Genomic DNA, 25068 nt, shown 5'->3' with positions numbered 1-25068 from the left:
CCCGCCTCCCCCGGCCCCGGCCCGTTCCCGGCTCAGTCCCCCAGCCGCTCGCCTTCCCCGATCCGCACCCCGCGCGCCCAGTCCGCACCGCGCATCGGCTTCTTGCCCTGCGGCTGCACCCACAGCAGCTCCACCGCGTGGCTGCCCGTACCGGCGTACACCGCCTTCTTGGTGACGGCGAGTTCGCCGGGCGCCAGATCCGTACGGTCGGTGACCGGGCCGACCGACATCAGCTTCAGCCGCTCCCCCCGGAAGACGGTCCACGCGCCGGGCGCGGGCGCGCACCCGCGCACGACCCGGTCCACCCGCAGCGCGGGCGCCGTCCAGTCCGCCTTCGCGTCCTCGACCTCGATCTTCGGCGCGAGGGTGATGCCCTCGGCCGGCTGCGGCACCGGCACCAGCGAGCCGTCCTCGATGCCGTCCATGGTGGCGGCCAGCAGTCCGGCCCCGGCGAGCGCCAGCCGGGTCAGCAGGTCGCCGCTGGTGTCGGTCTGCCGTACCTCCTCCGTCACCACCCCGTACACGGGCCCGGAATCCAGCCCCTCCTCGATGAGGAACGTGGAGGCGCCGGTCACCTCGTCGCCCGCCAGCACCGCGTGCTGCACCGGCGCCGCGCCGCGCCACGCGGGCAGCAGCGAGAAGTGCAGGTTGACCCAGCCGTGCGCGGGGATGTCCAGGGCCGTCTTGGGCAGGAGGGCCCCGTAGGCGACCACGGGGCAGCAGTCCGGGGCGATCTCCCGCAGCCGGGCGAGGAAGTCCTCGTCACGCGGCTTGGCGGGCTTGAGCACCTCGATACCGGCTTCCTCCGCGCGCTCGGCGACCGGGCTGGCGACCAGTCGCCGGCCGCGGCCGGCGGGGGCGTCGGGCCGGGTGACGACGGCGACGACCTCGTGCCGGTCCGAGGCGATCAGGGCATCCAGGGCGGGTACGGCGACCTCGGGGGTGCCGGCGAAGACGAGCCTCATGGGTGGCGCACTACCTCTCACACGCTGCGGAACGGCGCACCAGTCTATGGGCCACACCTTCGGGGGGCGTGCGAACAGACGCGCTCCCCTGATTGGAACCCGTACGCCCCCATACCGTGACCAGAGCCGCTGCTGTTGCGTTGGTCAAGCAGCATTGACCGGGCCGAGCCGCCTTCGCGGCTCGCTCGCTTTCCTACTTGTCACGTTCCTATGCACATCCGACGCCGGTTCGAGAGGCTTGTTCATGGCCGACCACGCAACCCACGACGCCCAGGCTCGCGCCAGCCTGCACCTACTGGTCAGGGACATCGAGCGGGTCCGCCGGCAGGTGGACGCCCTGCGCACCCTGACGGCCCAGCTCGGCAACGTCTACCGGCCGCGGCGCACCGGCCCGTCCGCCGGCTTCGTCGTCTACGGCCGCGCCCCCGCCCCGACCGTACGGCTCGCCCAGGAACTGCGCGACAGCGTCGAAACCCTCGTCACGGCGGCGGTGGACTTCGACCGCTCGCTGGGCTTCTCCTGGGACGCGGTGGGTTCGGCCCTGGGCGTCACGAAACAGGCCGTACACCGCCGTTACGGCGCCCGGCGCTCCACCGCCCAGCCCGGACCGGACAGCGGCGACGCGGTCCGGACGCCCGAGCCGTCCGCGGCCCGGAGCATGGCGGTCTCCCCCGGGCTGCCCGGCGCGCCGTCCGTGCCCGCCGCGCGTACGCTGCCGGGCCAGTCCCCGGTCCCCGCGCGGGAAGAGGCCCGTCCCGGCGCCTTCCCCGGCCCCCGCAACGGCTGACCCGCGCTTCCGCCCCGGCCCGCTCCCGGGGCGGCCCCTTCTTTCCTCCGGTCCCAGCCGCTCGCCGCCCTTCCTGGTCCCAGCCGCTCGCCGCCCTTGCTGTACGCCCCGTCCCTCGGGCTGCTCACCCGAGGTCGGGCGGATCGACCCGTACCCGCACCGCTTCCCCCTCCCGCTTGACCAGCCGCGCGGCCCGCGCGGTCTTGAGCGCCGCCGCCAGCGCGGCGCCCTGGCCGGGGCGCACCCGTACCAGCGCCCGCTCCCAGGCCTCGCCGGGCGGCGGGTCGCCCGGCCGGCGCGGCTGTCCCGCGTCCGGGGACGGCACCGGTACGGGCCCCAGCACCTCGGCGCTCTCCGGAAGCCCGGCCCCCGCGAGCATCTCCGCCACGTCCTCGGGGCGGCCCGTCACCGAGGCCATCCGGGAGACCGGTGGGAAGCCCAGCTCGGCCCGCTCCGCCAGCTCGCGCACCGCGTGCCCGGCCGGGTCCCACCGCACCAGCGCCTGTACCGGGCGCAGCGTCGCCTCCGCGATGACCGCGACCGTGCCGCCCTCGGCCTGACCCCGCACCAGGGACGCGGCGTGCAGCCAGCGCCGTAGCGCCTCCTCGCCGGCCCGCAGGTCGGGGCGGCTCAGCAGCGCCCAGCCGTCCAGCAGCAACGCGGCGGCGTAACCGCCCTCGGCCACTGGCTCCGCCCCCGGCGTGCTCACCACCAGCGACGGCGTGCCGGGCACCGTGTCCAGCACATGATCACGCCCCGACGTGCGCACCGGCACGGCCGGAAACGCCCGTCCCAGCTCCTCCGCGGTCCGCCGCGCCCCCACGATCTGGGCCCGCAGCCGCGCCCCGCCGCACTCCGCGCAACGCCAGTCGCCCTCCTCGCGCCCGCACCAGCCGCACCGCAGCTCCCCCGCGTCCCGCGCCTCCAGCGGCCCCGCGCACGCCCGGCACCGCGCGGGCTCCCGGCACCGCTCGCACGCCAGCCGCGGTACGTAACCCCGCCGCGGCACCTGCACCAGCACCGGCCCGTGCTTGAGCCCCTCGCGCACCACCTGCCACGCCAGCGTCGGCAGCCGCGCGGCCCGCGCCGCCGCGTCCCGCGCCTCGTCGGCGTCCCCGACCGTACGCACCAGGGGCGCCGCCGCCCGCACCTGTTCGCGCTCGGCCGTCAGCGGACGCGCCCAGCCCGTCTCCACCAGCTGCGCCGCCTCGACCGTGCAGCTCAGCCCGCCCAGCAGGAATCCCGCCTGCTCGGTCACCGACCGCTGCAACAGCACTTCCCGCGCGTGCGGCTGCGGCGCGTGCGGATCGCTGTGGCTGCTGTCCCCGTCGTCCCAGATGGCCACCAGACCCAGCTCCCGTACGGGCGCGAACATCGCCGCCCGCGTGCCGATCACCGCCCGCACCGCGCCGCGGCTGACCGCCAGCCATCGCCGGTACCGCTCCTCCGGCCCGGCATCGGCGCTCAGCACCACATGCCGCCCCTCCCCGACGATCTCCCGCAGCGCCGCGTCCACCCGCGCGGCGGCCCGCCCGTCCGGCAGGACGGCGAGCGCCCCGCGCCCGGAGGCCAGCGCGGCGGCCATTGCCCGCGCCAGCTCCTGCGGCCAGTACGGCCCCGGCAACGCCGTCCACACGGCGCGCGGCGAATCCCCCCTCCCCAACGCCTCCAAGAACCCCTCCCCCGCCGCGTACCTCCCCCAACTACCGGCTTCCGGCTTCGGATTGGGCGGCAACGGCGCACCGCTGTCCTTCCCCTCCACCTTCGCCCGCCGCGGCGGCACCGCCAGCTGCACCACGTCCGCGAGCGTCCCCGCGTACCGGTCGGCGACGGCCCGGCACAGCCCCAGCAACTCCGGCGTCAGCACCCGCTCCGGCGACAACACCTGCGCGATCGGCGCGAGCACCCCACGAAACTCGCTCTCCGCCACCCGCTCCACCACGAACCCGTTGACCAGCTTCCCCCCTTCCCGCCGGCCCCCCTTCTCCCCGGCCCCGAACCGCACCCGCACCCGCACCCCGGGCTGCGCCTCCTCGTCCATCGCCGCCGGCACCGCGTAGTCGAAATACCGGTCGAGATGCACCAGCCCCTTGTCCACCAGCACCCGCGCCACCGGCAGCCCCTCCGCCAGCTCGGCCCCCCGCCACGTCCGCGGCCTGGCCCGCGCCCCCTTGCTCTCCTGCACCGCCTCCCGAATCAACGCAAGCTGCTCCGGCCCCGCACCCTGCCCCTCGTCTTCCCTGCTCACAGCATCAGTCTTAGCAGATGGGGGTGACAGTGCCGGTTCACGCCAAGGCCCGCAGCCGCCCCGGACCGTCCTCGTTCCCCACCTGCGGTGGGGCAGCCCGCGGCCGCCCCACCGGCCCCCCGGCGCGCAGCTGCCCGGCGCAGTGCCGACCAGCCGTTCCTCCCGTCGCGTTTCGTGCTCAACCCGCTCGCGGCACCATGTATCCGTGCATCCGGGAAACCACTCAGCGCACCGACGTAAGAACGCGCCACCGTCGGACGACAACGGCCTTCCAGAGCGACACTGGCCGGAGGCGACCCTGCTCGGCCGTCTGCCGGAAGACTCCGCGGAAGACCTCCTGCGACTGGGAACGGTCATGCACTATCCGGCTCACCGCACCCTTCTGCGGCAAGGCGACGACGGTCGGCACGTACTGTTGATCACCCGGGGCGTGGTCAAGGTGGAGTCACGCTCGGAGGACGGCTACACGATGCTGCTCGCCGTCCGCGTCGCCGGAGACCTGGTGGGAGAGATGGCGGCCTTCGAGAACCGGCCGCGCTCCGGTTCCGTGATCGCCTGTGGTGACGTATCGGCACGCATCATCCACCTGGAAACCCTGATCACGCACTTGTCGCAGCACCAGCACACGATGGTGGCGCTGCTCGGCATGCTCAGCTCCCGGCTGCGCTGGGCGAACAGGCGCCGACTGGACTTCCGGGCCTACGAATCCCCGGTCCGGCTGGCCCGGGTTCTTGTGGAGACGGCCCAGACGTACGGATGCGCGGCACAGGGCGACGTCCGGCGCAGTGATCTCGGCGTGACGCTCACCCAGGCGGAACTCGCCTCGCTCGCCGCCGTCGCGCTGCCCACCGCGGAGAAGGCGCTCGCCGCCCTTGCCCAGATGGGCCTGGTGGAACGCAGATACCGCAAAATCACGATCAGTGACATTCCGCGACTGTGCGCGTTCGCCAAAATTAGTACCGAGAACCCGTACTGATACGGAATCGCCCTCTCGTATCCCTCCTAACCTCGCCGTCAGCGCTTCGCCGGAACAACCGCGCGACGCCGAGGAAGAGAGGAAACGTCACGTGTCCGAACGGACCGGTTACCGCTTCAGCACCTGTCTCGCCCTGGACGTGCAGGCCTACGGAGGCAACAACGACCGTCGGCAATCGGAGATCCAGCACGACCTGCCGCTGCTGCTCGAACAGGCGGCTCACAACGCCGGCCTGGATCGCTCGCACTGGCACTTCCAGGCCAAGGGAGACGAGCAGTTGGCCGTCCTGCCCATGGATGGACGCGAGGAGCCACGCGTCATCGACGACTACATCCGGCACATTGCTTCAGCACTTCACCAGTACAACCGGCTTCGCGTCAAAGAGGCTTGGCTGCGGCTGCGGGCCTCCGTCCACCACGGCCCGGTGGAGGTCGCGGACAACGGATACGCAGGGAGCACGGTAGTGGTCACCTCCCGGCTGCTGGCCAGCGCCGCCCTGAACCGGGCACTGCGGGCCACTGACAAGGCCGACCTCGTACTGGCTCTGTCCAACGACGTATACAACACCACCGTGGTGGGCGGTCACACCACACTGTCCCCTGATGCCTTTCGGCCCGTGATGATTCACGAAAAGGAATACCGGTCCGTGGCCTGGCTGTGGATTCCCGGAGACGATGTCCATCACTTGGATCTCGACGGTGTCGAGGGATCGCTCACGGAAGACGACGAGCCGACATCTCACAGCACACGGCAGCGAGAGAGGCGCCGACAGGACGGAAATCACGCAGAATCGCCGCAGCCGTCCCGGAACACGCGGGATGCACAGCCGTCGGATACCGCCGGACCTGGCGACGAGGCCAAGAGGACCCGTCATGTTCCTCCAGCTGTCCATGGGCACAACGTCAATCAGAACAACTTCAACGACACGGTGAACGCGCCCGGCAGCGTCTTCGGATTCAGTGGCCCGCATGGCTGAGCCGGAGAATCGCGGCCCCCACAACGCGGGTACGGCCGCGGACGAGTGGCCGGCAGCCGAGCCGGACACCATCGGACCCGGCCAGACGGACACCCCCGGCAAGCGAGAAGCTGCACAGCGCGCCGACCTCGAACGGGAGCAGGACGAGCAGGGCTACCGGGACCTCGACAACGCGCTGGGGCAACGCGTCAACAACAACTACTTCTACAGCCAGGTGAACGCCACCGACGCGACCTTCGGATTTGGTTCACCCTCCACTCCAGGACTCGCTCCCGGACTGGTGGAGCCGGAAGAGATCGACCTCGTACTCCGTGACTTCCTGCACCCCGAAGATTACGACGCCGCTGCCGGAAAACTGCAGACACAACACCTGCTGGTCGTAGTCGGTGAGGAAGGGTGTGGACGGCGGGCAGCGGCCTTCTCCTTGCTACGCGACCTCATGGGCGCACAATGCGGGTTGCGCAGCCTCTCCCCGGTCAACTCACTTGCGCAATTGGCGTCCCCGGGACAGCTGAAGAAAGATTCCGGATACGTCATCCTCGACTACCTTGGCGAGACCGGAACAGATGCCGTACAAGACTTTGAAATCAAGCGTCTACGTGCCGAGCTGCGACGGAACCGCTCCTTCTTGGTGATCACGTCCTCGCCGGTCACGCGGCATCGTCTGGCGTTCCAAGATTTCTCGGTCACCTGGCGTGCGCCGGAACCACTTCGCCTCTTCGACCACTGCGTCGAACACCTGGCTCTCCCCGATCCATCGGCGCCGGTGATGGCGGAGCTTCGGGCACGCGTCAGCGAACTCCGGCGGCCCGCCGATGTCGTGGCAGTTGCGGAGAATCTCGGCGAAGGTGTGGACGCGGCGCTGGAAGCGTTGCGTGACAGCACAAAGGAGACGGTGGAGCGGTGGTTCGGTAACGCACCCGCCATCGAGGACCTGTTGCCGGTAGCGGCCCTTTCCTTCGCCGAGGGGCTTCCGGAGCGGACCTTCGAAGAACTCGTGGTCTCTCTCGAAAACTGTGTCCGGAACGCTGAGAAGTCGGCCGGCGACTTTCCGGCAGAGGAGGAAACCCCGCGCCAGCCGGCCGCCGGAATCGATCAGGCGCGAGTCCGGTGGAGGGAACGCGCTGTGGGCATTGCCGAAGCGGTGCAGTGCGCTGAAGGCAGCGTGGATCACTGCCGTAGTGAGCGGCGCATCGTCTTCACCTCTCCGCGCGTCCGTGACCTCGTGATCGGCGAGCTGCACGGTCTGTACGGGTACGAACTCTGGTACCCATTACGTCAGTGGCTGGAGCAGCTCAGCCTTGAAGGCAGCCTGGCTGTCCGGCAGGAGGTGGCTCGGGGGGTCGCTCTCCTGGCCCGTTATGCCCTCCCAGAGGTGGAAGAGAAGCAGCTGGAGGTGTGGGCGGACGGATTCAGCAACCAGCGCGTCACAGCGGCTTTCGTCCTGCAGTTCATGTGCGCCGACGAACGGTTGGCGCCGCAGGCTCTGACCCTGGCATCGAGCTGGACCGAGGGACATGGACAGCAACGTGCCATCACCGCAGCCATGGCATTCGCCGGTGAGCTCGGGACGATCTACCGATTCGACACTCTCAATTGGCTGTGGGTGCTCGCCTCACGCGGCGAGCGCGTCGCGAGCGCGGCCCGGCGCTCGCTGGTACTGCTTCTGGCCACCGCTGAACGGGAACCGGAGCGGGCACGTCTGGTCCTGCGTTATCTCCGTACGCAAGCTCGATGCGCGCCGCGTGGCAGCGGCCGTCTCACAGCCTTCGCCATCATCGTTCAGGTGCTGGGGGCCAGGCGGTTGAATTCCGGTGAGCCACTCGCCGCGTTTCTGCTGAACAGCGATGCCGATGTCTCGGATCAGTACGGTTCACTGTGGGCAACGGTGCTGCACAGCCCCTTCCGGGCGGCCGCCGTTGCCGAACTGTGCCGGACATTGGTCGCCTTGCGGAAACAGGGAACGGCTTCCGGCACGGTTCGCCTTTTCGGCGAAGCGATGCAGTCCTACATGAACAGCCGACAGCGAGCCGCCCTGCGCAACGATCTGCCGGCCGCTCTGCACCATCCCCAACACGCCCTGCCGGGCATCCAGCAGCTGGCCCGCCTGTTGCTCGACTCAACTGATCCCACATCAGGACCCTTGCCGGTCACACCAGGAGGCTGACGAAGTGACATTTCCCGTTGTGACAGAGCAGACGCTGAACCCCGTCCAGCGCGGGTTCTTCTCCCGGCGACGGCGGCGCGTCGATGTTCCCCAGCTGCCGCCCGGAGCGGTGTACGTATTCCAGGTCGGCGGCCGCTACAGCGTCTACCCGGAAGGAATCACCCTCGATCCCATGCACCTGGACGCGGTCGATGCCACTTCCGTCAGTCTGGTCGATACCCGCGCCAGGCTGGTCGAAGCCGAGCGGGCCATTCCCTCGGTGAGCGAGGCGGACGCCTTCACCCTCAGAGCGTCCTTCACCTGCCAGGTGACGGACGCCGCCACCGTCGCCCGGCAAGGCATCATCGACGCGGCGGTCCCCCTGCGCGCGTACCTTGCCGGAGACAGCGAGCTGGCCCGTACGAGCGCCGCGCACCGTATCGAGGAAGTCAACGCAGTGCGCGAACAGGTGACCCGCAGGATGGCCGCCTACACCACCATCCTTCCCCCTCGCATCATCGGAATGAGCGTGGAGTTCGTCGGAATCGAGGTGCTCACGCCGGAGGATCTGCGTACCTGGGAACAGGAAGTGCGGGACGAGCGCAGGATGCAGGAACTCGTGCGGGGCCAACGGGATTTCGAAACGGATGACGTGCACCGTATCGCGGAACTCCTCGCTCAAGGCAGTCACTTCGTGGATGCGTTCGGCGTGGCCAGGGACGACATCAATCTCCACGCCATCGCCTCACGCGTCCACCAGGTGGCGGCCGACGACAAGGCGCACAGCAGGCAAGCCACGGCGGATGACAAGCAGCGCGCGCACGAGCGCGAATCGGCTGAACGGGAAATGCGCCAATCCCTGGTGCTGGCCGTCCTGAACCAGGCACGGGAATCCGGCTATGTCGACCACCAGCTGCTCCAGCAACTGCTGGACTTCGGCAACAGGAAGCAGGAGAACCGCTCGCAGGCCGCCGGAGCCCTCCCGCCGGCCGAGATTTCTCCGCGGTCCGCAAGTGACGACCAACCAGGCGACCGCCGCGGCTTCATCAAGGACGAGGACGATCTTGACTGACTTTTTCAAACCCCCGGACGGGATCGGCCGGACCGGATCCCAACGGCTTCACGAGCGGCTGTCCCCGGCTCGTCGGCTGCGATCGCTGACCGGTGTGGACGAGGACCTGCTGGCCTGGGTCTGGCACGAGCGCAGCAAGTACACGGCGCTCGGGGGCGTCGTCCTGGGGACCTCCGTCGTCGCGGCGTTCTCGATGTGGAATTTCGCGAACGAGGCCATCGGCGAGAACACCTTTCTGGCACTGCTTCCCGCGGCGCTGTGGATGCTCTTCGTACTCAACCTGGACCGGTGGCTGATCGCCCCGCAGCCGAACCTCAAGCGGCGTGCGGCCCCCCTGCTGCTGAGACTTCTCATCGCCTTCTTCCTGGGGATCGTGGTTGCTGAGCCACTGGTTCTGCGAGTGTTCCAAACCGCGGTGGAAGAACACGTACGAGACCAGCGGCATGCCGAGGTGGACCGTTTGCGCAGCAATCTTCTGCGGTGCAACACCGATCCGTCACAGCCGGCGCGCGTCCGGCCGACAGGCTGCGCGAGCCATCTGCTCTCATTCGGCGCTTCCCCTGCGAGTGGGTACGACGCGCTCAGCACTCTTCGCAAGGACGCGGCCTCCCTCCAGCAGAGGGTCGACCGGGACAGCAACCGGTTGGAGCTGCTCGACGCCCAGGTACGGGACGAATGCCGGCGCCTGATCCGGGACATGCGCACCGGGCTCCTTCAGCGGACATCGGAGTGTCTGAGGCTGCGTGAAAAGGCGACGGACTACCGGCGTACGCACCACACTGCCGCGAACGAGCGACGGCTGGCGGAGATGAACGAGCGGATCAAGGACGACGGAAGCCGACTGACCGGTTCACGGGACGCCTTTCTCAAGGCCCGGGACAAGGAGATCGCCCGGCGCGTCGCCCAGGAGCGTGCGAAGCAGCGCGGTATCGGCGTCTTGGAGCGGATGCAGGCGCTGGAAGAACTGGCCGGCAAGAACGCCACCCTGCTGACAGGTGTCTGGGTGGTACGGCTGTTGTTCGTCCTTGTCGATGTACTGCCGGTTCTCGCGAAACTGCTGGGAAGCGAGAACAGTTACGACCGTCTGCTCAGTGCCCGGAGCAACAGCGCGGTACTGGTCCACGAGGAAGCCGTGCGGACGGCCGAACGACAGGCCATGGCGGACGCGGAGATCGTACGTGAGGAATGCGAGGACCGGGTGAGGAGGCGCAAGGCCGAAATCGACGCCGATCGCCGCGAACACGTGGCCGCGATGCACATCCGGGTCAGTCAAGCAGTGAACACCTTGGAGGACGAGATGCGGCGCACCTCCAAGGTGTGAGCCATTCCCGGGTCCGCGACGCCGCGACGGAATCCGGTCATCACACCTCGCTCCAGTCCAGAATCCGAATGCTCAGAGGAAGGGGACCGGTGTGCACGGTCTTACCGGAGACGAGAGTGCGGACAGCGGAGCACGTCTCGCCCGAATCCTTCTGTCCGAAACACGCGAGGAGATGCTGAAGGCGGACCACAAGGCCAATGTCGTGCTGACCGTCTTCGGCATGGCCCTGACCGCACTGGTCGGTGCCGTCGGTGCCGGCGGAGTAGAACCGCTGGCCTACGCCGCGATCGCCCAATCACTGTTCTGGGCCGGCTGCACAACTGTCGTGCCGTCGTTCCTGCTGTTAGGGCTCGCCATCGTCCCGCGCACAGGAACCGGTCGCGGAGACCGTACCCACTACTTCGGCGATGCGGCTGACGGTACTCCCGTGCGTCACCTCAAAGCCAAGGTTCAGCAGACGGACCTCAGAGACCGGGACGTGAGCCAGTTCGCGATTCTGTCCGTGCTTGTCACCGTGAAATACCGGTGCATCCGCCGTGCCATGATCTGGATCGGGCTGTTTCTGCTCCTCACATCGACCGGCATCCTGCTGGGAATCTCTCTGCGGTGACGCACGGCAGCCTCAACCGGCGGAGCACCCGTCCGGACCACGCGTACCCCCCGGCCCCGCCCCGCCGAAGCGGGCCGGGGCCGGGGTGTACGGCGATGAAGGGTCGCCTCGTGGAAGAGGGGTCCTACAACCCCGCAGCCTTCCGCAGTGCCTCCACCCGGTCCGTCCGTTCCCAGGTGAAGTCGGCCAGTTCGCGGCCGAAGTGGCCGTAGGCGGCGGTCTGGGCGTAGATGGGGCGGAGGAGGTCGAGGTCGCGGATGATGGCGGCCGGGCGGAGGTCGAAGACCTCGGCGATGGCGTTCTCGATCTTGTCGACGTCGATGGTGGCGGTGCCGAAGGTCTCGACGAACAGGCCCACGGGCTCGGCCTTGCCGATGGCGTAGGCGACCTGGACCTCGCAGCGGGCGGCCAGCCCGGCCGCTACGACGTTCTTGGCGACCCAGCGCATGGCGTAGGCGGCCGAGCGGTCGACCTTGGACGGGTCCTTGCCGGAGAAGGCGCCGCCGCCGTGGCGGGACATGCCGCCGTACGTGTCGATGATGATCTTGCGGCCGGTCAGGCCGGCGTCGCCCATCGGGCCGCCGATCTCGAAGCGGCCGGTGGGGTTGACCAGGAGGCGGTAGCCGTCGGTGTCCAGCTTGATGCCGTCCTCGACGAGCTGGTTGAGGACGTGCTCGACGACGAACTCGCGGATGTCGGGCGCGAGCAGGGAGTCCAGGTCGATGTCGCTGGCGTGCTGCGAGGAGACGACGACGGTGTCGAGGCGGACGGCCTTGTGGCCGTCGTACTCGATGGTGACCTGGGTCTTGCCGTCGGGGCGCAGGTACGGGATGGTCCCGTTCTTGCGGACCTCGGACAGGCGCTTGGACAGGCGGTGCGCGAGGTTGATCGGGAGCGGCATCAGCTCCGGGGTCTCGTCGCAGGCGTAGCCGAACATCAGGCCCTGGTCGCCCGCGCCCTGCTTGTCCAGCTCGTCCTCGTCGCCCTCGACCCGCTTCTCGTAGGCGGTGTCGACACCCTGGGCGATGTCCGGGGACTGTGCGCCGATGGAGACGGAGACGCCGCAGGAGGCGCCGTCGAAGCCCTTCTTGGACGAGTCGTAGCCGATCTCCAGAACCTTGTTGCGCACGAGGTTGGGGATGTCGGCGTACGCCTTCGTCGTCACCTCGCCGGCCACGTGGACCAGGCCGGTGGTGATCAACGTCTCGACGGCGACGCGGGAGGTCGGGTCCTCCTTGAGGAGGGCGTCGAGAATGGTGTCGCTGATCTGGTCAGCGATCTTGTCGGGGTGACCCTCGGTGACGGACTCCGAGGTGAACAGGCGGCGGGACACATCGCTCCCTGGGGTTGCAGCGGCTGCTGGCTGATCATTGGCGGAAAGGCCGAGAGCTGCGCTCGGCGCGATCCGGGGCCAGTTTATCGGTCATGAGCGGCGTTCGGGCACGCAGTCTCGATTTATGGACCCCCCGTGACCTGGGACACCTCGTCGGAGAGAGGAAGATCTCGTTCCGGCAAAGGCCCGGACGGCGGTTCTCGATCATGGGGAGGAGGGGGCCGGAGGTGTCTGCGGGGCGGGCAGGCGCGGGGCCACGAGGTCCCAGATCCGGTCGGAGAGGGCTTCCTTCGGGCCGTACGGTACGGGGGTCTCGGCGCCGTCGGCGGCCAGGATCACCGCCTCGTTCGCGGCCGACCCGAACGCCTTGTGGTCGCCCACCTCGTTGACGACGAGGAGGTCGCAACCCTTTCGGATGAGTTTGGCGCGACCGTTGGCGAGGACGTCGTCGGTTTCGGCGGCGAATCCGACGACCACCTGACCGGGGCGGGGGCGGTCTGCGGAGATCTCGGCGAGGATGTCCGGATTGCGGACCAGGGCCACCGGCTCCGGGTCCCGGCCGTCCTGCTTCTTGATCTTTCCGGTGGCGTACGCGGCGGGGCGGAAATCGGCCACCGCGGCCGCCATGACCACCGCGTCGGCGTCCCCGGCGGCCTTCAGCACGGCTTCGCGCAGCTGGACGGCCGTACCGATGGGGACCACGTCCACCCCGGCCGGGTCGGGCAGCTCGCTGTTTCCGGCGACGAGGGTGACCCGGGCACCGCGGGCCACGGCCGTACGGGCGAGCGCGTAGCCCTGCTTGCCGGAGGAGCGGTTGCCCAGGAAGCGGACCGGGTCCAGGGGCTCGCGGGTGCCGCCCGCGCTGATCACGACGTGCCGGCCGGCGAGGTCCTGGGTGAGGCCCAGCGGGCCGCGGGCCAGCACCCGGCGGCAGGTCTCGAAGATCTCGGCCGGGTCGGGGAAGCGGCCCTTGCCGGTGTCCACGCCGGTCAGCCGGCCGACGGCGGGCTCGATGACGACGGCGCCGCGGCGGCGCAGCGTGGCGACGTTCTCCTGGGTGGCCGGGTGCTCCCACATCTCGGTGTGCATCGCCGGCGCGAAGATCACCGGGCAGCGCGCGGTGAGGAGGGTGTTGGTGAGCAGGTCGTCGGCCAGGCCGTGGGCGGCCTTGGCCAGCATGTCGGCCGTACAGGGGGCGACCACGACCAGGTCGGCGGACTGGCCGATGCGTACGTGCGGGACCTCGTGGACCGATTCCCACACCTCGGTGGAGGCCGGGTTGCCGGAGAGGGCGGCCCAGGTGGCCTCGCCGACGAAGTGCAGGGACGCCGCGGTCGGCACGACCCGCACCTCATGGCCGGATTCGGTGAGCCGGCGCAGCAGCTCGCACGCCTTGTAGGCGGCGATACCGCCGCTGACCCCCAGGACGACCTTGGGGCGGCGCGGCGCGGCGCCCCCGTCCGCTCCGTCGGCTCCGCCCGCCGGTCCGGTGGCCTGCTGCGGCTGTGTCGGCTGGTCCATCGCGTTCTCTCCCCACGCCGTGGGTTCCGTCCCCTGCGGGGTGCGGACCCGGTCGGTTACTCCCCCATGACACACCAAGGGCCCGGCAGCGGCGCTGCCGGGCCCTTGGTCGGGGCGCCGTGGCGGAGTCCTTCAGGACGCCGTGCCACACGGCGCCGCACTGCTCACTGAGCCGGGCCCTCGACGGCCTCGGAGGTCAGCAGACCCGCGTTGATCTCGCGGAGCGCGATGGACAGGGGCTTCTCGTGGACGTGGGTGTCGACCAGCGGGCCGACGTACTCCAGCAGGCCCTCGCCGAGCTGCGAGTAGTACGCGTTGATCTGACGGGCGCGCTTGGCGGCGTAGATCACGAGGCTGTACTTCGAGTCGGTGGCCTCGAGAAGCTCATCAATCGGCGGGTTGATGATGCCCTCGGGCGCGGTGATGGAAGAGGACACTCTCTGCCTTCCGAAGGGGGTGAAAACCGGTGTAAAGATCAAAGAACCTTCATCAAGGCTAGCAGCTCACGGCTGACGCCCTCGACGGAGGTGTTGACCAGGGTGACGTCGAACTCGGTCTCGGCGGCCAGCTCGACCTTGGCGGCTGCCAGGCGGCGCTCGATGACCTCGGGCGCCTCCGTACCGCGGCCGGTGAGCCGGCGGACCAGCTCCTCCCAGCTCGGCGGGGCCAGGAAGACCAGCTGGGCCTCCTTCATGGACTCGCGGACCTGCCGCGCGCCCTGGAGGTCGATCTCCAGCAGTACCGGCTCGCCGGCCTCCAGGCGGTCCTGGACGGCCTGGCGGGGCGTGCCGTAGCGGTTGCCGGCGAATTCGGCCCATTCCAGCAGTTCGCCGTTGGCGACGAGCTTGTCGAATTCCTCGTCGTCCACGAAGAAGTACTGGACGCCGTGCCGCTCCCCGGGACGCGGCTTGCGTGTGGTGGCCGACACCGAGAGCCAGACCTCGGGGTGGACCTTGCGCATATGGGCGACGACCGTGCTCTTGCCGACCCCCGAGGGGCCGGAGAGCACGGTCAGCCGCGGACGGGCGTCCGGGGATACGGGGGACATCCCCCGGGGTGTTGCAGCCATGCGGCGATTATTCCAGTTCCCCGGCAGTGCCAGGAAACTCAGCCGGCCTTGCCGCCGAACTCTCGCTCCAGGGCGGCGATCTGGTTGGTACCGAGGCCGCGGACCCGGCGGCTTTCGGAGATGCCCAGTCGCTCCATGAGCTGCTTGGCGCGAACCTTGCCGACGCCGGGCAGGGACTCAAGAAGGGCGGAGACCTTCATCTTGCCGATGACGTCGTTCTCCTGGCCCTGCTTGATGACGTCATGAAGGGAGGCACCGGAGTTTTTGAGCCGATTCTTGACCTCGGCGCGCTCCCGGCGAGCCGCGGCGGCCTTCTCGAGCGCGGCTGCGCGCTGTTCAGGGGTAAGGGGCGGAAGAGCCACGCCTACGTCACCTCGGATGTCGAACTGTCGGATACGGACCGGTGTGGAACCTAGTCGCCCCACACCGGCGGAGCAACGAGCAACGCGCTTACGTGCACTGCTCTCGTCGGAGACTAGCGGCCAAGGCGCTCGGAGTCAGCGAGAACAGACGAAAAGTCCTGGTCAGACTCTGCTGACCAGGACATATCGGGACTAAAGTCCCCGACGTTCGACCGCTTCCCGCACCTCGTCGGCACATCGGAGGGCGGCGTCGCGCAGCGCGGCGGTGTCCGGACCGTGACGGAGCACCCCCCGGCTGACGCTCGGCACGACGGCCCGGACCGCGTCCCCGAAGACCCGCGGCAGGTCCGCGGGGGTCGCGCCCTGGGCACCGATGCCGGGCGCGAGCAGGGGACCGCCGATGGCCAGGTCGTACGCGGACAGGTCGCCGAGCGTGGCGCCGACGACGGCCCCGTACGAGCCCAGCTCCCCGCGTGCGGCGGCGTCGGCGTTCTCCGCCTTCAGGTGGCCCAGAACGGTCGCGGCGACGCTGCGGCCGTCGGCCCGTACCGCGTGCTGGACCTCGTGCCCCTCGGGATTCGAGGTCAGCGCGAGGGCGAACAGCCCGCAGCCGTGCTCGCGGGCCAGGTCGACGGCCGGGCGCAGCGAACCGAAGCCCAGGTACGGACTGACCGTGACGGCGTCCGAGAACAGCGGCGAGGCCGGGTCCAGGTACGTGGCGGCGTACGCGGCCATGGTGGAACCGATGTCGCCGCGCTTGGCGTCCATCAGGACGAGGGCGCCGGCCTCCCGGGCCGAGGCGACGGTCTCCTCCAGGACGGCGACGCCGCGCGAGCCGAAGCGCTCGAAGAAGGCGGACTGCGGCTTGAGGACGGCGACGCGGTCGGCCAGGGCCTCGACGACGGTCCGCGAGAAGGCCGCCAGGCCTGCCACGTCGTCGCTCAGGCCCCAGTCGGCCAGCAGCGAGGCGTGCGGGTCGATGCCGACGCAGAGCGGGCCGCGGTCGTCCATGGCGCGGCGCAGGCGCGCGCCGAAGGGCTGCGGTTCGTGGGCCGTCATGCGCCGGCCTTCCTGTGCTCGGCGCCGACGGCGTCGGCGAGGGTGGCGTACGGGCTGTTGCGCAGTCGGGCGGCCAGGCCCTTGTGGATGGCGCGGGCGTAGCACGGGCCCTCGTAGATGAAGGCGCTGTAGCCCTGTACGAGGGTGGCGCCGGCGAGGATGCGCTGCCAGGCGTCCTCGGCGTTCTCGATGCCGCCGACGCCCACCAGGGTGACGCGGTCGCCGACGCGGGCGTAGAGGCGGCGCAGCACCTCCAGGGAGCGTTCCTTGACCGGGGCGCCGGACAGGCCGCCGGTCTCCTGGACCAGGGCCGGGTCGGAGGCCAGGCCGAGGCTCTCGCGGGCGATGGTGGTGTTGGTGGCGATGATGCCGTCCAGGCCCAGTTCGACGGCGAGGTCGGCGACCGCGTCCACGTCCTCGTCGGCGAGGTCCGGCGCGATCTTGACGAGCAGCGGGACGCGGCGTCCGGTGACGGTGCGGTCGGCCGCCTCGCGGACCGCGCCGAGCAGCGGGCGCAGGTGCTCGACGGCCTGGAGGTTGCGCAGGCCGGGAGTGTTCGGCGAGGAGACGTTGACGACCAGGTAGTCGGCGTGGGCGGCCAGCCGCTCCGTGGAGGTCACGTAGTCGGCGATCGCCTCGTCCTCGGGGACGACCTTGGTCTTGCCGATGTTGACGCCCAGCGTCGTACGGAAGACCGGGTTGCGGGCCGCCAGACGGGCCGCCACGGCCGCGGAGCCGTCGTTGTTGAAGCCCATGCGGTTGATGAGCGCGCGGTCCGGCACGAGGCGGAACAGGCGCTTCTTCGGGTTGCCGGGCTGGGGCTCGGCGGTGACCGTGCCGATCTCGACGTGGTCGAAGCCGAGCATGGCCATGCCGTCGACGGCGACGGCGTTCTTGTCGAAGCCGGCGGCCAGCCCGAAGGGGCCGTGCATCCGGCGGCCCAGGGCCTCCGTACGCAGCTCCTTGTGGCGGGGGGCCAGGAAGGCCGCGGCGAAGGTGCGCAGCACGGGGACGCGCGCGGCCAGCCGGATCCAGCGGAAGGCCAGGTGGTGGGCCTTCTCGGGGTCCATGCGGCGGAAGATCAGGTTGAAGAGGAGGGAGTACACGACGGGGCGGGGCCTTCCGCGGGTCGAAAGGGTGGGATCGAGGGGCGGGCTCATGAAGAGGGGGACACCGCGACGGTGTCCCCCTCCCGGTGGCCCTACTCCTCGCGGGCCGCGGTCAGCTGCCGCGCGTGTTCCTGGAGGGAGCGCACCCCCACGTCGCCGCGGGACATCGCCTCGATGCCCTGGACGGCGGCGGCGAGCGCCTGGACCGTGGTCAGGCACGGGACGGCGCGGGCGACGGCCGCGGTGCGGATGTCGTAGCCGTCGAGGCGGCCGCCGGTGCCGTACGGCGTGTTGACGATCAGGTCGACCTCGCCGTCGTGGATGAGCTGGACGATGGTCTTCTCGCCGTCGGGGCCCTCGCCCTCGCTCTGCTTGCGCACCACGGTGGCGTTGATGCCGTTGCGGCGCAGCACCTCGGCGGTGCCGGAGGTGGCGAGCAGTTCGAAGCCGTGGGCGACCAGCTCCCGCGCCGGGAAGATCATCGAGCGCTTGTCGCGGTTGGCGACGGAGACGAACGCGCGGCCCTTGGTGGGCAGCGCGCCGTACGCGCCGGACTGCGACTTGGCGTACGCGGTGCCGAACACCGAGTCGATGCCCATGACCTCGCCGGTGGAGCGCATCTCCGGGCCCAGCACGGTGTCCACGCCCTGCCCGGAGACGTCGCGGAACCGCGACCAGGGCATGACGGCCTCCTTGACGGAGATCGGCGAGTCCAGCGGCAGCGTGCCGCCGTCGCCGCTCTTCGGCAGCATGCCCTCGGCGCGCAGCTCGGCGACGGTGGCGCCCAGCGAGATCCGGGCGGCGGCCTTGGCCAGCGGCACCGCGGTCGCCTTCGAGGTGAAGGGCACCGTACGGGAGGCGCGCGGGTTGGCCTCCAGCACGTACAGGATGTCGCCGGCCATCGCGAACTGGATGTTGATCAGGCCGCGCACGCCGACGCCCTTGGCGATCGCCTCGGTGGAGGCGCGCAGCCGCTTGATGTCGTGGCCGCCGAGGGTGATGGGCGGCAGCGCGCAGGCGGAGTCGCCGGAGTGGATGCCGGCTTCCTCGATGTGCTCCATGACGCCGCCGAGGTAGAGCTCGGTGCCGTCGTAGAGGGCGTCCACGTCGATCTCGATGGCGTCGTCCAGGAAGCGGTCGATGAGGACCGGGTGCCGGTCGATGAGGCCGGCGTGCCGCATCAGGTACTCGCCCAGCGACGGCTCGTCGTAGACGATCTCCATGCCGCGGCCGCCGAGGACGTAGGACGGCCGGACCATGACCGGGTAGCCGATCTCGGCGGCGATGCCCTTGGCCTGGCCGAAGGAGTAGGCGGTGCCGTACTTGGGGGCGGGCAGGCCGGCCTCGGTCAGCACCCGGCCGAACGCGCCGCGCTCCTCGGCCAGGTCGATGGCCTCCGGCGAGGTGCCGACGATCGGTACGCCGTTGTCCTTCAGCGCCTGGGCCAGGCCCAGCGGGGTCTGGCCGCCGAGCTGGACGATGACGCCGGCGACCGGGCCCGCCTGCTGCTCGGCGTGCACGATCTCCAGGACGTCCTCCAGGGTGAGCGGCTCGAAGTAGAGCCGGTCGGAGGTGTCGTAGTCGGTGGAGACGGTCTCCGGGTTGCAGTTGACCATGACGGTCTCGTAGCCCGCCTCGGACAGCGCGAAGGAGGCGTGCACGCAGGAGTAGTCGAACTCGATGCCCTGGCCGATGCGGTTCGGGCCGGAGCCCAGGATGATCACGGCGGGCTTCTCGCGCGGCGCGACCTCGCTCTCCTCGTCGTAGGAGGAGTAGAAGTACGGGGTCTTCGCGGCGAACTCGGCGGCGCAGGTGTCCACCGTCTTGAAGACCGGACGGATGCCGAGGGCGTGCCGGACCTCGCGGACGACGTCCTCCGTCAGACCGCGGATCGCGGCGATCTGGCTGTCGGAGAAGCCGTGGCGCTTGGCGTGCGCCAGGACCTCGGGGCCGAGCTTGTCGGTGGCGGCGATCTCGTCGGCGGTTTCCTTGATCAGGAACAGCTGGTCGACGAACCACGGGTCGATCTTCGTGGCGTCGAAGACCTCCTCGGGGGTGGCCCCGGCCCGGATGGCCTGCATGACGGTGTTGATCCGGCCGTCGGTGGGCATCTCGGCCCGCAGCAGCAGCTCGGCCTTGTCGCCGGGCTCGCCGGTGAACGCGAACTGGCTGCCCTTCTTCTCCAGCGAGCGCAGCGCCTTGTTGAGCGCCTCGGTGAAGTTGCGGCCGATGGCCATCGCCTCGCCCACCGACTTCATGGTGGTGGTCAGCCGGGCGTCGGCCGCCGGGAACTTCTCGAACGCGAAGCGCGGCACCTTGACGACGACGTAGTCGAGGGTCGGCTCGAAGGACGCCGGGGTCTGCTCGGTGATGTCGTTGGGGATCTCGTCGAGCGTGTAGCCGACGGCCAGCCGGGCGGCGATCTTCGCGATCGGGAAGCCGGTGGCCTTGGAGGCGAGCGCCGAGGAGCGCGAGACGCGCGGGTTCATCTCGATGACGATGACCCGGCCGTCGACGGGGTTGACGGCGAACTGGATGTTGCAGCCGCCGGTGTCCACGCCGACCTCGCGGATCACCGCGATGCCGATGTCGCGCAGGGTCTGGTACTCGCGGTCGGTCAGCGTCATCGCCGGGGCGACGGTGATGGAGTCGCCGGTGTGCACGCCCATCGGGTCGAAGTTCTCGATGGAGCAGACGACCACGACGTTGTCGTTCTTGTCGCGCATCAGCTCCAGCTCGTACTCCTTCCAGCCGAGGATGGACTCCTCCAGGAGCACCTCGGTGGTCGGCGACAGGGTCAGGCCCTGACCGGCGATACGGCGCAGCTCCTCCTCGTCGTGGGCGAAGCCGGAGCCGGCGCCGCCCATGGTGAAGGAGGGGCGGACGACGACCGGGTAGCCGCCCAGTTCCTCGACGCCCTTCATGACGTCGTCCATGGAGTGGCAGATGTAGGAGCGGGCGGACTCGCCGTGGCCGATCTTGCGGCGGACCGCCTCGACGACCTCCTTGAACAGGTCGCGGTCCTCGCCCTTGTTGATCGCCTCGACGTTGGCGCCGATCAGCTCGACGCCGTACTGCTCCAGCGTGCCGGACTCGTGCAGCGAGATCGCGGTGTTCAGCGCGGTCTGGCCGCCCAGGGTGGGCAGCAGGGCGTCCGGGCGCTCCTTGGCGATGATCTTCTCGACGAATTCCGGGGTGATCGGCTCGACGTAGGTGGCGTCGGCGATCTCCGGGTCGGTCATGATCGTGGCCGGATTGGAGTTGACCAGGATGACCCGCAGGCCCTCGGCCTTCAGGACCCGGCACGCCTGGGTGCCGGAGTAGTCGAACTCGGCTGCCTGGCCGATGACGATCGGGCCGGAGCCGATGACCAGGACGGACTGGATATCGGTGCGCTTAGGCACGCTGGCCCTCCATGAGCTGGACGAAGCGGTCGAACAGGTAGGCCGCGTCGTGCGGACCCGCGGCGGCCTCGGGGTGGTACTGGACGCTGAAGGCCGGCCGGTCGAGGAGCTGGAGCCCCTCCACCACGTTGTCGTTGAGGCAGACGTGGGAGACCTCGGCGCGGCCGTAGGGGGTCTCGGAGACCTGGTCGAGCGGCGCGTCGACGGCGAAGCCGTGGTTGTGCGCGGTGACCTCGACCTTGCCGGTCGTGCGGTCCTGCACCGGCTGGTTGATGCCGCGGTGCCCGTACTTGAGCTTGTACGTGCCGAAGCCCAGCGCGCGGCCGAGGATCTGGTTGCCGAAGCAGATGCCGAACAGCGGCGTACCGCGCTCCAGCACGCCCTGCATGACGGACACCGCGTGGTCGGCGGTCGCCGGGTCGCCGGGGCCGTTGGAGAAGAACACGCCGTCCGGCGCGACCGCGTACACGTCCTCGACGGTGGCGGTGGCGGGCAGCACGTGCACCTCGATGCCGCGCTCGGCCATCCGGTACGGGGTCATGCCCTTGATGCCCAGGTCGACGGCGGCGACCGTGAAGCGCTTGGTGCCCTGCGCGGGCACGACGTACGCCTCCTTGGTGGCGACCTCGGCGGACAGGTCGGCGCCCTTCATCTGCGGGGCCGCCTGCACCTTGGCGAGCAGCATCGCCTCGTCGGCGAGGCCGGTGCCGGACGGGCCGTCGAGGCCGGGGCCGGAGAAGATGCCGACCCGCATCGCGCCGCGCTCGCGCAGGTGGCGGGTGAGCGCGCGGGTGTCGATGCCGCTGATGCCGACGACGCCCTGGGCGGCCAGCTCGTCGTCGAGGGAGCGGACCGAGCGCCAGTTGGACGGGGTGCGGGCGGGGTCGCGGACGACGAAGCCGGACACCCAGATGCGGGCGGACTCCGGGTCCTCGTCGTTGACGCCCGTGTTGCCGATGTGCGGGGCGGTCATGACGACGACCTGGCGGTGGTACGAGGGGTCGGTCAGGGTCTCCTGGTAGCCGGTCATGCCGGTGGAGAACACCGCCTCGCCGAAGGTCTCCCCCACGGCCCCGTAGGCGCGGCCGCGGAAGCTGCGTCCGTCCTCCAGGACGAGTATGGCGGGAGCCTTCACGGCTGCCCCGGTGGAGGTCGTCATCGTGCGCCTTCCGTTTCGATGGTCTTGCTGTTCTTGCTGCCCAGGTCGCTCAGAGCGGTGACCCAGGCGGTGTGCTCGGCGGCCCGGTCGGAGCGGAAACCGGAGTCGATCTCCTGGTCCCCGTGCGCCCAGGTGATCACCAGCAGGCCGCCCTCGGGGAGCACCTTGCCGGCGATGCCCTTGTCCAGGCGGGCGCCGCGCAGCGCCGCCGCCGGGACGAAGAAGTCCTGCGCACCGGGCCGTACGACGTCCACGCCGGCGTCCGTCAGGGTCAGCTCGACGCGGCTGCGGGTACCCAGACCGCGCGCGACCACGCGGTCCAGCCACTGCCCGGCGGTGGTGGAGCCGTGGTAGCGGCCGGTCATCGTCAGCCGCGGCGCTCCGGCGTCCTCGGGAGCCGTGGGCAGCTCGGGCAGGTCGCCCTGGAGGGTGCCGCGCCACTTCCAGCCCTCGCGCATCAGCCAGTACAGGAGCGCGACGAACAGGAGCAGTCCGACGACCCAGCCGATGCGGGCCGCCCAGTCGGTGACCTCGGCGGACTTCTGCTCGGCTGCCAGTTGGATGATTGAAGATGTCACGCCAGTTTCCCGTCCACGACCGTTGCCCGGCCCCGCAGGAAGGTGTGGGTCACGCGCCCCGGCAGCTCACGGCCCTCATAGGGCGTGTTACGGCTGCGGGAGGCGAAGCCCGCGGGGTCCACGGGTCCACGGTATGCCGGATCGAGCAGCGTGAGGTTGGCGGGCTCGCCAGGCGAGACGGGACGGCCATGGCCCTTGAGACGGCCGATCCCGGCGGGGCGGAAGGACATCCGGTCGGCGACGCCGGCCCAGTCCAGCAGGCCGCTGTCGACCATCGTGTGCTGGACGACGGACAGCGCCGTCTCCAGGCCGACCATGCCCATGGCGGCCGCGCCCCACTCGCAGTCCTTGTCCTCGTGCGGGTGCGGTGCGTGGTCGGTGGCGACGCAGTCGATGGTGCCGTCGGCCAGCGCCTCGCGCAGCGCGAGCACGTCGGCCTCCGTGCGCAGCGGCGGGTTCACCTTGTAGACGGGGTTGTAGGAGCGTACGAGCTCGTCGGTCAGCAGCAGGTGGTGCGGGGTGACCTCGGCGGTGACGTTCCAGCCCTTGGACTTGGCCCAGCGGACGATCTCGACGGAGCCCGCGGTGGACAGGTGGCAGATGTGCACCCGCGAGCCGACGTGCGCGGCGAGCAGCACGTCCCGCGCGATGATCGACTCCTCGGCCACCGCGGGCCAGCCCGCCAGGCCCAGCTCGGCGGAGACGATGCCCTCGTTCATCTGGGCGCCCGCGGTCAGCCGGGGCTCCTGGGCGTGCTGGGCGATCACGCCGTCGAAGGCCTTCACGTACTCCAGCGCGCGGCGCATGATCACCGCGTCGTCCACGCACTTGCCGTCGTCGGAGAAGACCCGTACGCCCGCCGCGGACTCGTGCATGGCGCCCAGCTCGGCGAGCTTCTTGCCCTCCAGGCCCACGGTCACCGCGCCGACCGGCTGCACGTCGCAGTAGCCGGACTCCTTGCCCAGGCGCCAGACCTGCTCGACGACGCCGGCGGTGTCGGCGACGGGGAAGGTGTTGGCCATGGCGTGCACGGCGGTGAAACCGCCGACGGCGGCGGCCTTGGTACCGGTCAGGACGGTCTCGGAGTCCTCGCGGCCCGGCTCACGCAGGTGGGTGTGCAGGTCGACCAGGCCGGGCAGCAGGATCTGGCCCGCGGCCTCGACGACGGTGGCGCCCTCGGTACCGGCCAGTTCGTTGCCGACGGCAGCGATCGCACCATCGGTGATCAGTACGTCCTGCGGCTCGCCACCCAGGACCTTCGCCCCGCGGATCAGGGTCTTGCTCATTACTTGCTCTCCTCGGTGCGATGGGAGGCGCGGCGCGCGGCGCCTCCATCTGGGGTGGTGGCGGGCGACGGGTGGGCGGGGGCGGCACTGGTGGTGACGGCGGGTTCGTTGCCGCCCAGCAGCAGGTACAGGACGGCCATACGGATGCTGACACCGTTGGCGACCTGTTCGACGGCGGTGCAGCGCGGCGAGTCGGCGACCTCGGCGGTGATCTCCATGCCGCGGTTCATCGGGCCGGGGTGCATCACGATCGCGTGGTCGGGCATCCGGCCCATGCGGTCGCCGTCGAGGCCGTAGCGCCGGGCGTACTCCCGCTCGGTGGGGAAGAAGGCGGCGTTCATCCGCTCGCGCTGGACGCGCAGCATCATCACGGCGTCGGACTTGGTCAGCACCGCGTCGAGGTCGTAGCTGACCTCGCAGGGCCACCGCTCGACGCCGACCGGCACCAGCGTGGGCGGCGCGACCAGCGTCACCTCGGCGCCGAGCGTGGTCAGCAGGTGGACGTTGGAGCGGGCGACGCGGCTGTGCAGGATGTCGCCGACGATGGTGATGTGGCGCCCGGACAGGTCCTGGCCGGTGCCGTCGGTCAGGTGGCGGCGCATGGTGAAGGCGTCCAGCAGCGCCTGGGTGGGGTGCTCGTGCGTGCCGTCGCCGGCGTTGACGACCGAGCCGCCGATCCAGCCGGAGGTGGCCAGGCGGTGTGGGGCGCCGGAGTCGCCGTGCCGGATGACGACGGCGTCCGCGCCCATCGCCTCCAGGGTCAGCGCGGTGTCCTTGAGGGACTCGCCCTTGGAGACGGAGGAGCCCTTCGCGGAGAAGTTGATGACGTCGGCGGACAGCCGCTTGGCGGCGGCCTCGAAGGAGATGCGGGTGCGCGTGGAGTCCTCGAAGAAGAGGTTGACGACGGTGCGTCCGCGCAGCGTGGGGAGCTTCTTGATCGGCCGGTCCGCTACCCGGGCCATCTCCTCGGCGGTGTCGAGGATCAGGACGGCGTCGTCGCGGGTGAGGTCGGCGGCCGAGATGAGATGACGCTTCATCCGGTTTTCTCCGTGAGTGATGGAGGTGTACGGGTATGTCCGTCGAGCAG

Annotated in this window: 21 protein-coding genes; 7 read left to right on the top strand and 14 right to left on the bottom strand. The window is 70.2% G+C overall.

Going from position 1 to position 25068, the window contains the following annotated elements; genetic code table 11:
- Positions 1-32: 32 nt before the first annotated feature.
- On the bottom strand, positions 33-965 hold the full coding sequence (fmt, locus tag ACFV57_RS16565; protein WP_385231713.1) for a methionyl-tRNA formyltransferase: 933 nt from the start codon (positions 963-965) through the stop codon (positions 33-35).
- 244 nt (positions 966-1209) lie between these two features.
- Here fmt and ACFV57_RS16560 point away from each other — a divergent pair, with 244 nt between their 5' ends.
- Complete coding sequence (locus tag ACFV57_RS16560; RefSeq protein ID WP_385231710.1) at positions 1210-1752, top strand: hypothetical protein; 543 nt, start codon at positions 1210-1212, stop codon at positions 1750-1752.
- Between the two features lie 124 nt (positions 1753-1876).
- Here the strand turns inward: ACFV57_RS16560 and ACFV57_RS16555 are convergent, their stop codons facing one another.
- On the bottom strand, positions 1877-4000 hold the full coding sequence (locus tag ACFV57_RS16555; RefSeq protein ID WP_385231707.1) for a primosomal protein N': 2124 nt from the start codon (positions 3998-4000) through the stop codon (positions 1877-1879).
- Between the two features lie 355 nt (positions 4001-4355).
- On the opposite strand from ACFV57_RS16555, the gene ACFV57_RS16550 reads away from it, so the two are divergent.
- The 6 genes from ACFV57_RS16550 to ACFV57_RS16525 all read left to right on the top strand — a co-directional run bounded on the left by ACFV57_RS16550 (position 4356) and on the right by ACFV57_RS16525 (position 11101).
- Positions 4356-4976, top strand: coding sequence for a Crp/Fnr family transcriptional regulator (locus ACFV57_RS16550; RefSeq protein ID WP_385231704.1), 621 nt, complete (start codon positions 4356-4358; stop codon positions 4974-4976).
- Positions 4977-5067: 91 nt separating this feature from the next.
- A complete protein-coding gene (locus ACFV57_RS16545; protein WP_385231701.1) occupies positions 5068-5952 on the top strand; it encodes a hypothetical protein in 885 nt (294 codons plus the stop codon).
- Entirely contained in the window at positions 5945-8119 is a 2175-nt protein-coding gene (locus tag ACFV57_RS16540; protein ID WP_385231698.1) for a hypothetical protein, read from the top strand. Before ACFV57_RS16545 ends, ACFV57_RS16540 begins: the two co-directional genes overlap by 8 nt.
- 19 nt (positions 8120-8138) lie before the next feature.
- The gene (locus ACFV57_RS16535) at positions 8139-9170 is read left to right on the top strand and encodes a hypothetical protein (protein WP_385231695.1); all 1032 of its coding nucleotides are present in this window, start codon (positions 8139-8141) and stop codon (positions 9168-9170) included.
- Positions 9163-10491, top strand: a complete 1329-nt coding sequence (locus tag ACFV57_RS16530; RefSeq protein ID WP_385231692.1) for a DUF4407 domain-containing protein — start codon at positions 9163-9165, stop codon at positions 10489-10491. Before ACFV57_RS16535 ends, ACFV57_RS16530 begins: the two co-directional genes overlap by 8 nt.
- 172 nt (positions 10492-10663) lie before the next feature.
- Positions 10664-11101 carry a Pycsar system effector family protein gene (locus ACFV57_RS16525; protein ID WP_385231690.1) on the top strand — a complete coding sequence of 146 codons (438 nt, stop codon included), beginning with the start codon at positions 10664-10666 and terminating at the stop codon, positions 11099-11101.
- A 124-nt stretch (positions 11102-11225) separates the two neighbouring features.
- Here ACFV57_RS16525 and metK read toward each other — a convergent pair whose 3' ends face one another.
- From metK to ACFV57_RS16465, 12 genes are all read right to left on the bottom strand, one after another.
- Positions 11226-12434 carry a methionine adenosyltransferase gene (gene metK, locus ACFV57_RS16520; protein ID WP_385231687.1) on the bottom strand — a complete coding sequence of 403 codons (1209 nt, stop codon included), beginning with the start codon at positions 12432-12434 and terminating at the stop codon, positions 11226-11228.
- A gap of 204 nt (positions 12435-12638) precedes the next feature.
- Positions 12639-13955 (bottom strand): bifunctional phosphopantothenoylcysteine decarboxylase/phosphopantothenate--cysteine ligase CoaBC, encoded by a 1317-nt coding sequence (coaBC, locus tag ACFV57_RS16515; RefSeq protein ID WP_385231684.1) that lies wholly within the window; start codon positions 13953-13955, stop codon positions 12639-12641.
- 164 nt (positions 13956-14119) lie between these two features.
- On the bottom strand, positions 14120-14392 hold the full coding sequence (gene rpoZ / locus ACFV57_RS16510; protein WP_003982715.1) for a DNA-directed RNA polymerase subunit omega: 273 nt from the start codon (positions 14390-14392) through the stop codon (positions 14120-14122).
- A gap of 38 nt (positions 14393-14430) precedes the next feature.
- Positions 14431-15024 carry a guanylate kinase gene (gmk, locus tag ACFV57_RS16505; protein ID WP_385231681.1) on the bottom strand — a complete coding sequence of 198 codons (594 nt, stop codon included), beginning with the start codon at positions 15022-15024 and terminating at the stop codon, positions 14431-14433.
- 38 nt (positions 15025-15062) lie between these two features.
- Positions 15063-15386, bottom strand: a complete 324-nt coding sequence (locus ACFV57_RS16500) for an integration host factor (RefSeq protein ID WP_385231678.1) — start codon at positions 15384-15386, stop codon at positions 15063-15065.
- 192 nt (positions 15387-15578) lie between these two features.
- Positions 15579-16445 carry an orotidine-5'-phosphate decarboxylase gene (pyrF, locus tag ACFV57_RS16495; RefSeq protein WP_385231675.1) on the bottom strand — a complete coding sequence of 289 codons (867 nt, stop codon included), beginning with the start codon at positions 16443-16445 and terminating at the stop codon, positions 15579-15581.
- A complete protein-coding gene (locus ACFV57_RS16490) occupies positions 16442-17551 on the bottom strand; it encodes a quinone-dependent dihydroorotate dehydrogenase (RefSeq protein WP_385231672.1) in 1110 nt (369 codons plus the stop codon). Before ACFV57_RS16490 ends, pyrF begins: the two co-directional genes overlap by 4 nt.
- A gap of 95 nt (positions 17552-17646) precedes the next feature.
- Complete coding sequence (gene carB / locus ACFV57_RS16485; RefSeq protein WP_385231669.1) at positions 17647-20958, bottom strand: carbamoyl-phosphate synthase large subunit; 3312 nt, start codon at positions 20956-20958, stop codon at positions 17647-17649.
- The gene (gene carA, locus ACFV57_RS16480) at positions 20951-22117 is read right to left on the bottom strand and encodes a glutamine-hydrolyzing carbamoyl-phosphate synthase small subunit (RefSeq protein WP_385231666.1); all 1167 of its coding nucleotides are present in this window, start codon (positions 22115-22117) and stop codon (positions 20951-20953) included. Before carA ends, carB begins: the two co-directional genes overlap by 8 nt.
- Positions 22114-22695: a hypothetical protein gene (locus ACFV57_RS16475; RefSeq protein WP_385231663.1), complete on the bottom strand. Its 582-nt coding sequence runs from the start codon at positions 22693-22695 to the stop codon at positions 22114-22116. Before ACFV57_RS16475 ends, carA begins: the two co-directional genes overlap by 4 nt.
- Positions 22692-23981, bottom strand: coding sequence for a dihydroorotase (locus ACFV57_RS16470; RefSeq protein ID WP_385231660.1), 1290 nt, complete (start codon positions 23979-23981; stop codon positions 22692-22694). The genes ACFV57_RS16475 and ACFV57_RS16470 overlap by 4 nt, the downstream gene beginning before the upstream one ends.
- Complete coding sequence (locus ACFV57_RS16465; RefSeq protein WP_385231658.1) at positions 23981-25018, bottom strand: aspartate carbamoyltransferase catalytic subunit; 1038 nt, start codon at positions 25016-25018, stop codon at positions 23981-23983. The genes ACFV57_RS16470 and ACFV57_RS16465 overlap by 1 nt, the downstream gene beginning before the upstream one ends.
- Positions 25019-25068: the final 50 nt, after the last annotated feature.

It is taken from the genome of Streptomyces sp. NPDC059788 (assembly GCF_042732265.1).
Taxonomy (GTDB): Bacteria; Actinomycetota; Actinomycetes; order Streptomycetales; family Streptomycetaceae; genus Streptomyces.
Note: the sequence above shows the minus strand (reverse complement) of the source record. Positions and strands in the feature narration are given on the sequence as shown.

What these genes read in the sequence shown, in the direction of transcription:
- fmt (WP_385231713.1), bottom strand. Translation starts at nt 965, where the DNA reads ATGAGGCTCGTCTTCGCCGGCACCCCCGAGGTCGCCGTACCCGCCCTG.
- ACFV57_RS16560 (WP_385231710.1), top strand. Translation starts at nt 1,210, where the DNA reads ATGGCCGACCACGCAACCCACGACGCCCAGGCTCGCGCCAGCCTGCAC.
- ACFV57_RS16550 (WP_385231704.1), top strand. Translation starts at nt 4,356, where the DNA reads ATGCACTATCCGGCTCACCGCACCCTTCTGCGGCAAGGCGACGACGGT.
- ACFV57_RS16540 (WP_385231698.1), top strand. Translation starts at nt 5,945, where the DNA reads ATGGCTGAGCCGGAGAATCGCGGCCCCCACAACGCGGGTACGGCCGCG.
- ACFV57_RS16525 (WP_385231690.1), top strand. Translation starts at nt 10,664, where the DNA reads ATGCTGAAGGCGGACCACAAGGCCAATGTCGTGCTGACCGTCTTCGGC.
- coaBC (WP_385231684.1), bottom strand. Translation starts at nt 13,955, where the DNA reads ATGGACCAGCCGACACAGCCGCAGCAGGCCACCGGACCGGCGGGCGGA.
- gmk (WP_385231681.1), bottom strand. Translation starts at nt 15,024, where the DNA reads ATGGCTGCAACACCCCGGGGGATGTCCCCCGTATCCCCGGACGCCCGT.
- pyrF (WP_385231675.1), bottom strand. Translation starts at nt 16,445, where the DNA reads ATGACGGCCCACGAACCGCAGCCCTTCGGCGCGCGCCTGCGCCGCGCC.
- carA (WP_385231666.1), bottom strand. Translation starts at nt 22,117, where the DNA reads ATGACGACCTCCACCGGGGCAGCCGTGAAGGCTCCCGCCATACTCGTC.
- ACFV57_RS16470 (WP_385231660.1), bottom strand. Translation starts at nt 23,981, where the DNA reads ATGAGCAAGACCCTGATCCGCGGGGCGAAGGTCCTGGGTGGCGAGCCG.
- ACFV57_RS16465 (WP_385231658.1), bottom strand. Translation starts at nt 25,018, where the DNA reads ATGAAGCGTCATCTCATCTCGGCCGCCGACCTCACCCGCGACGACGCC.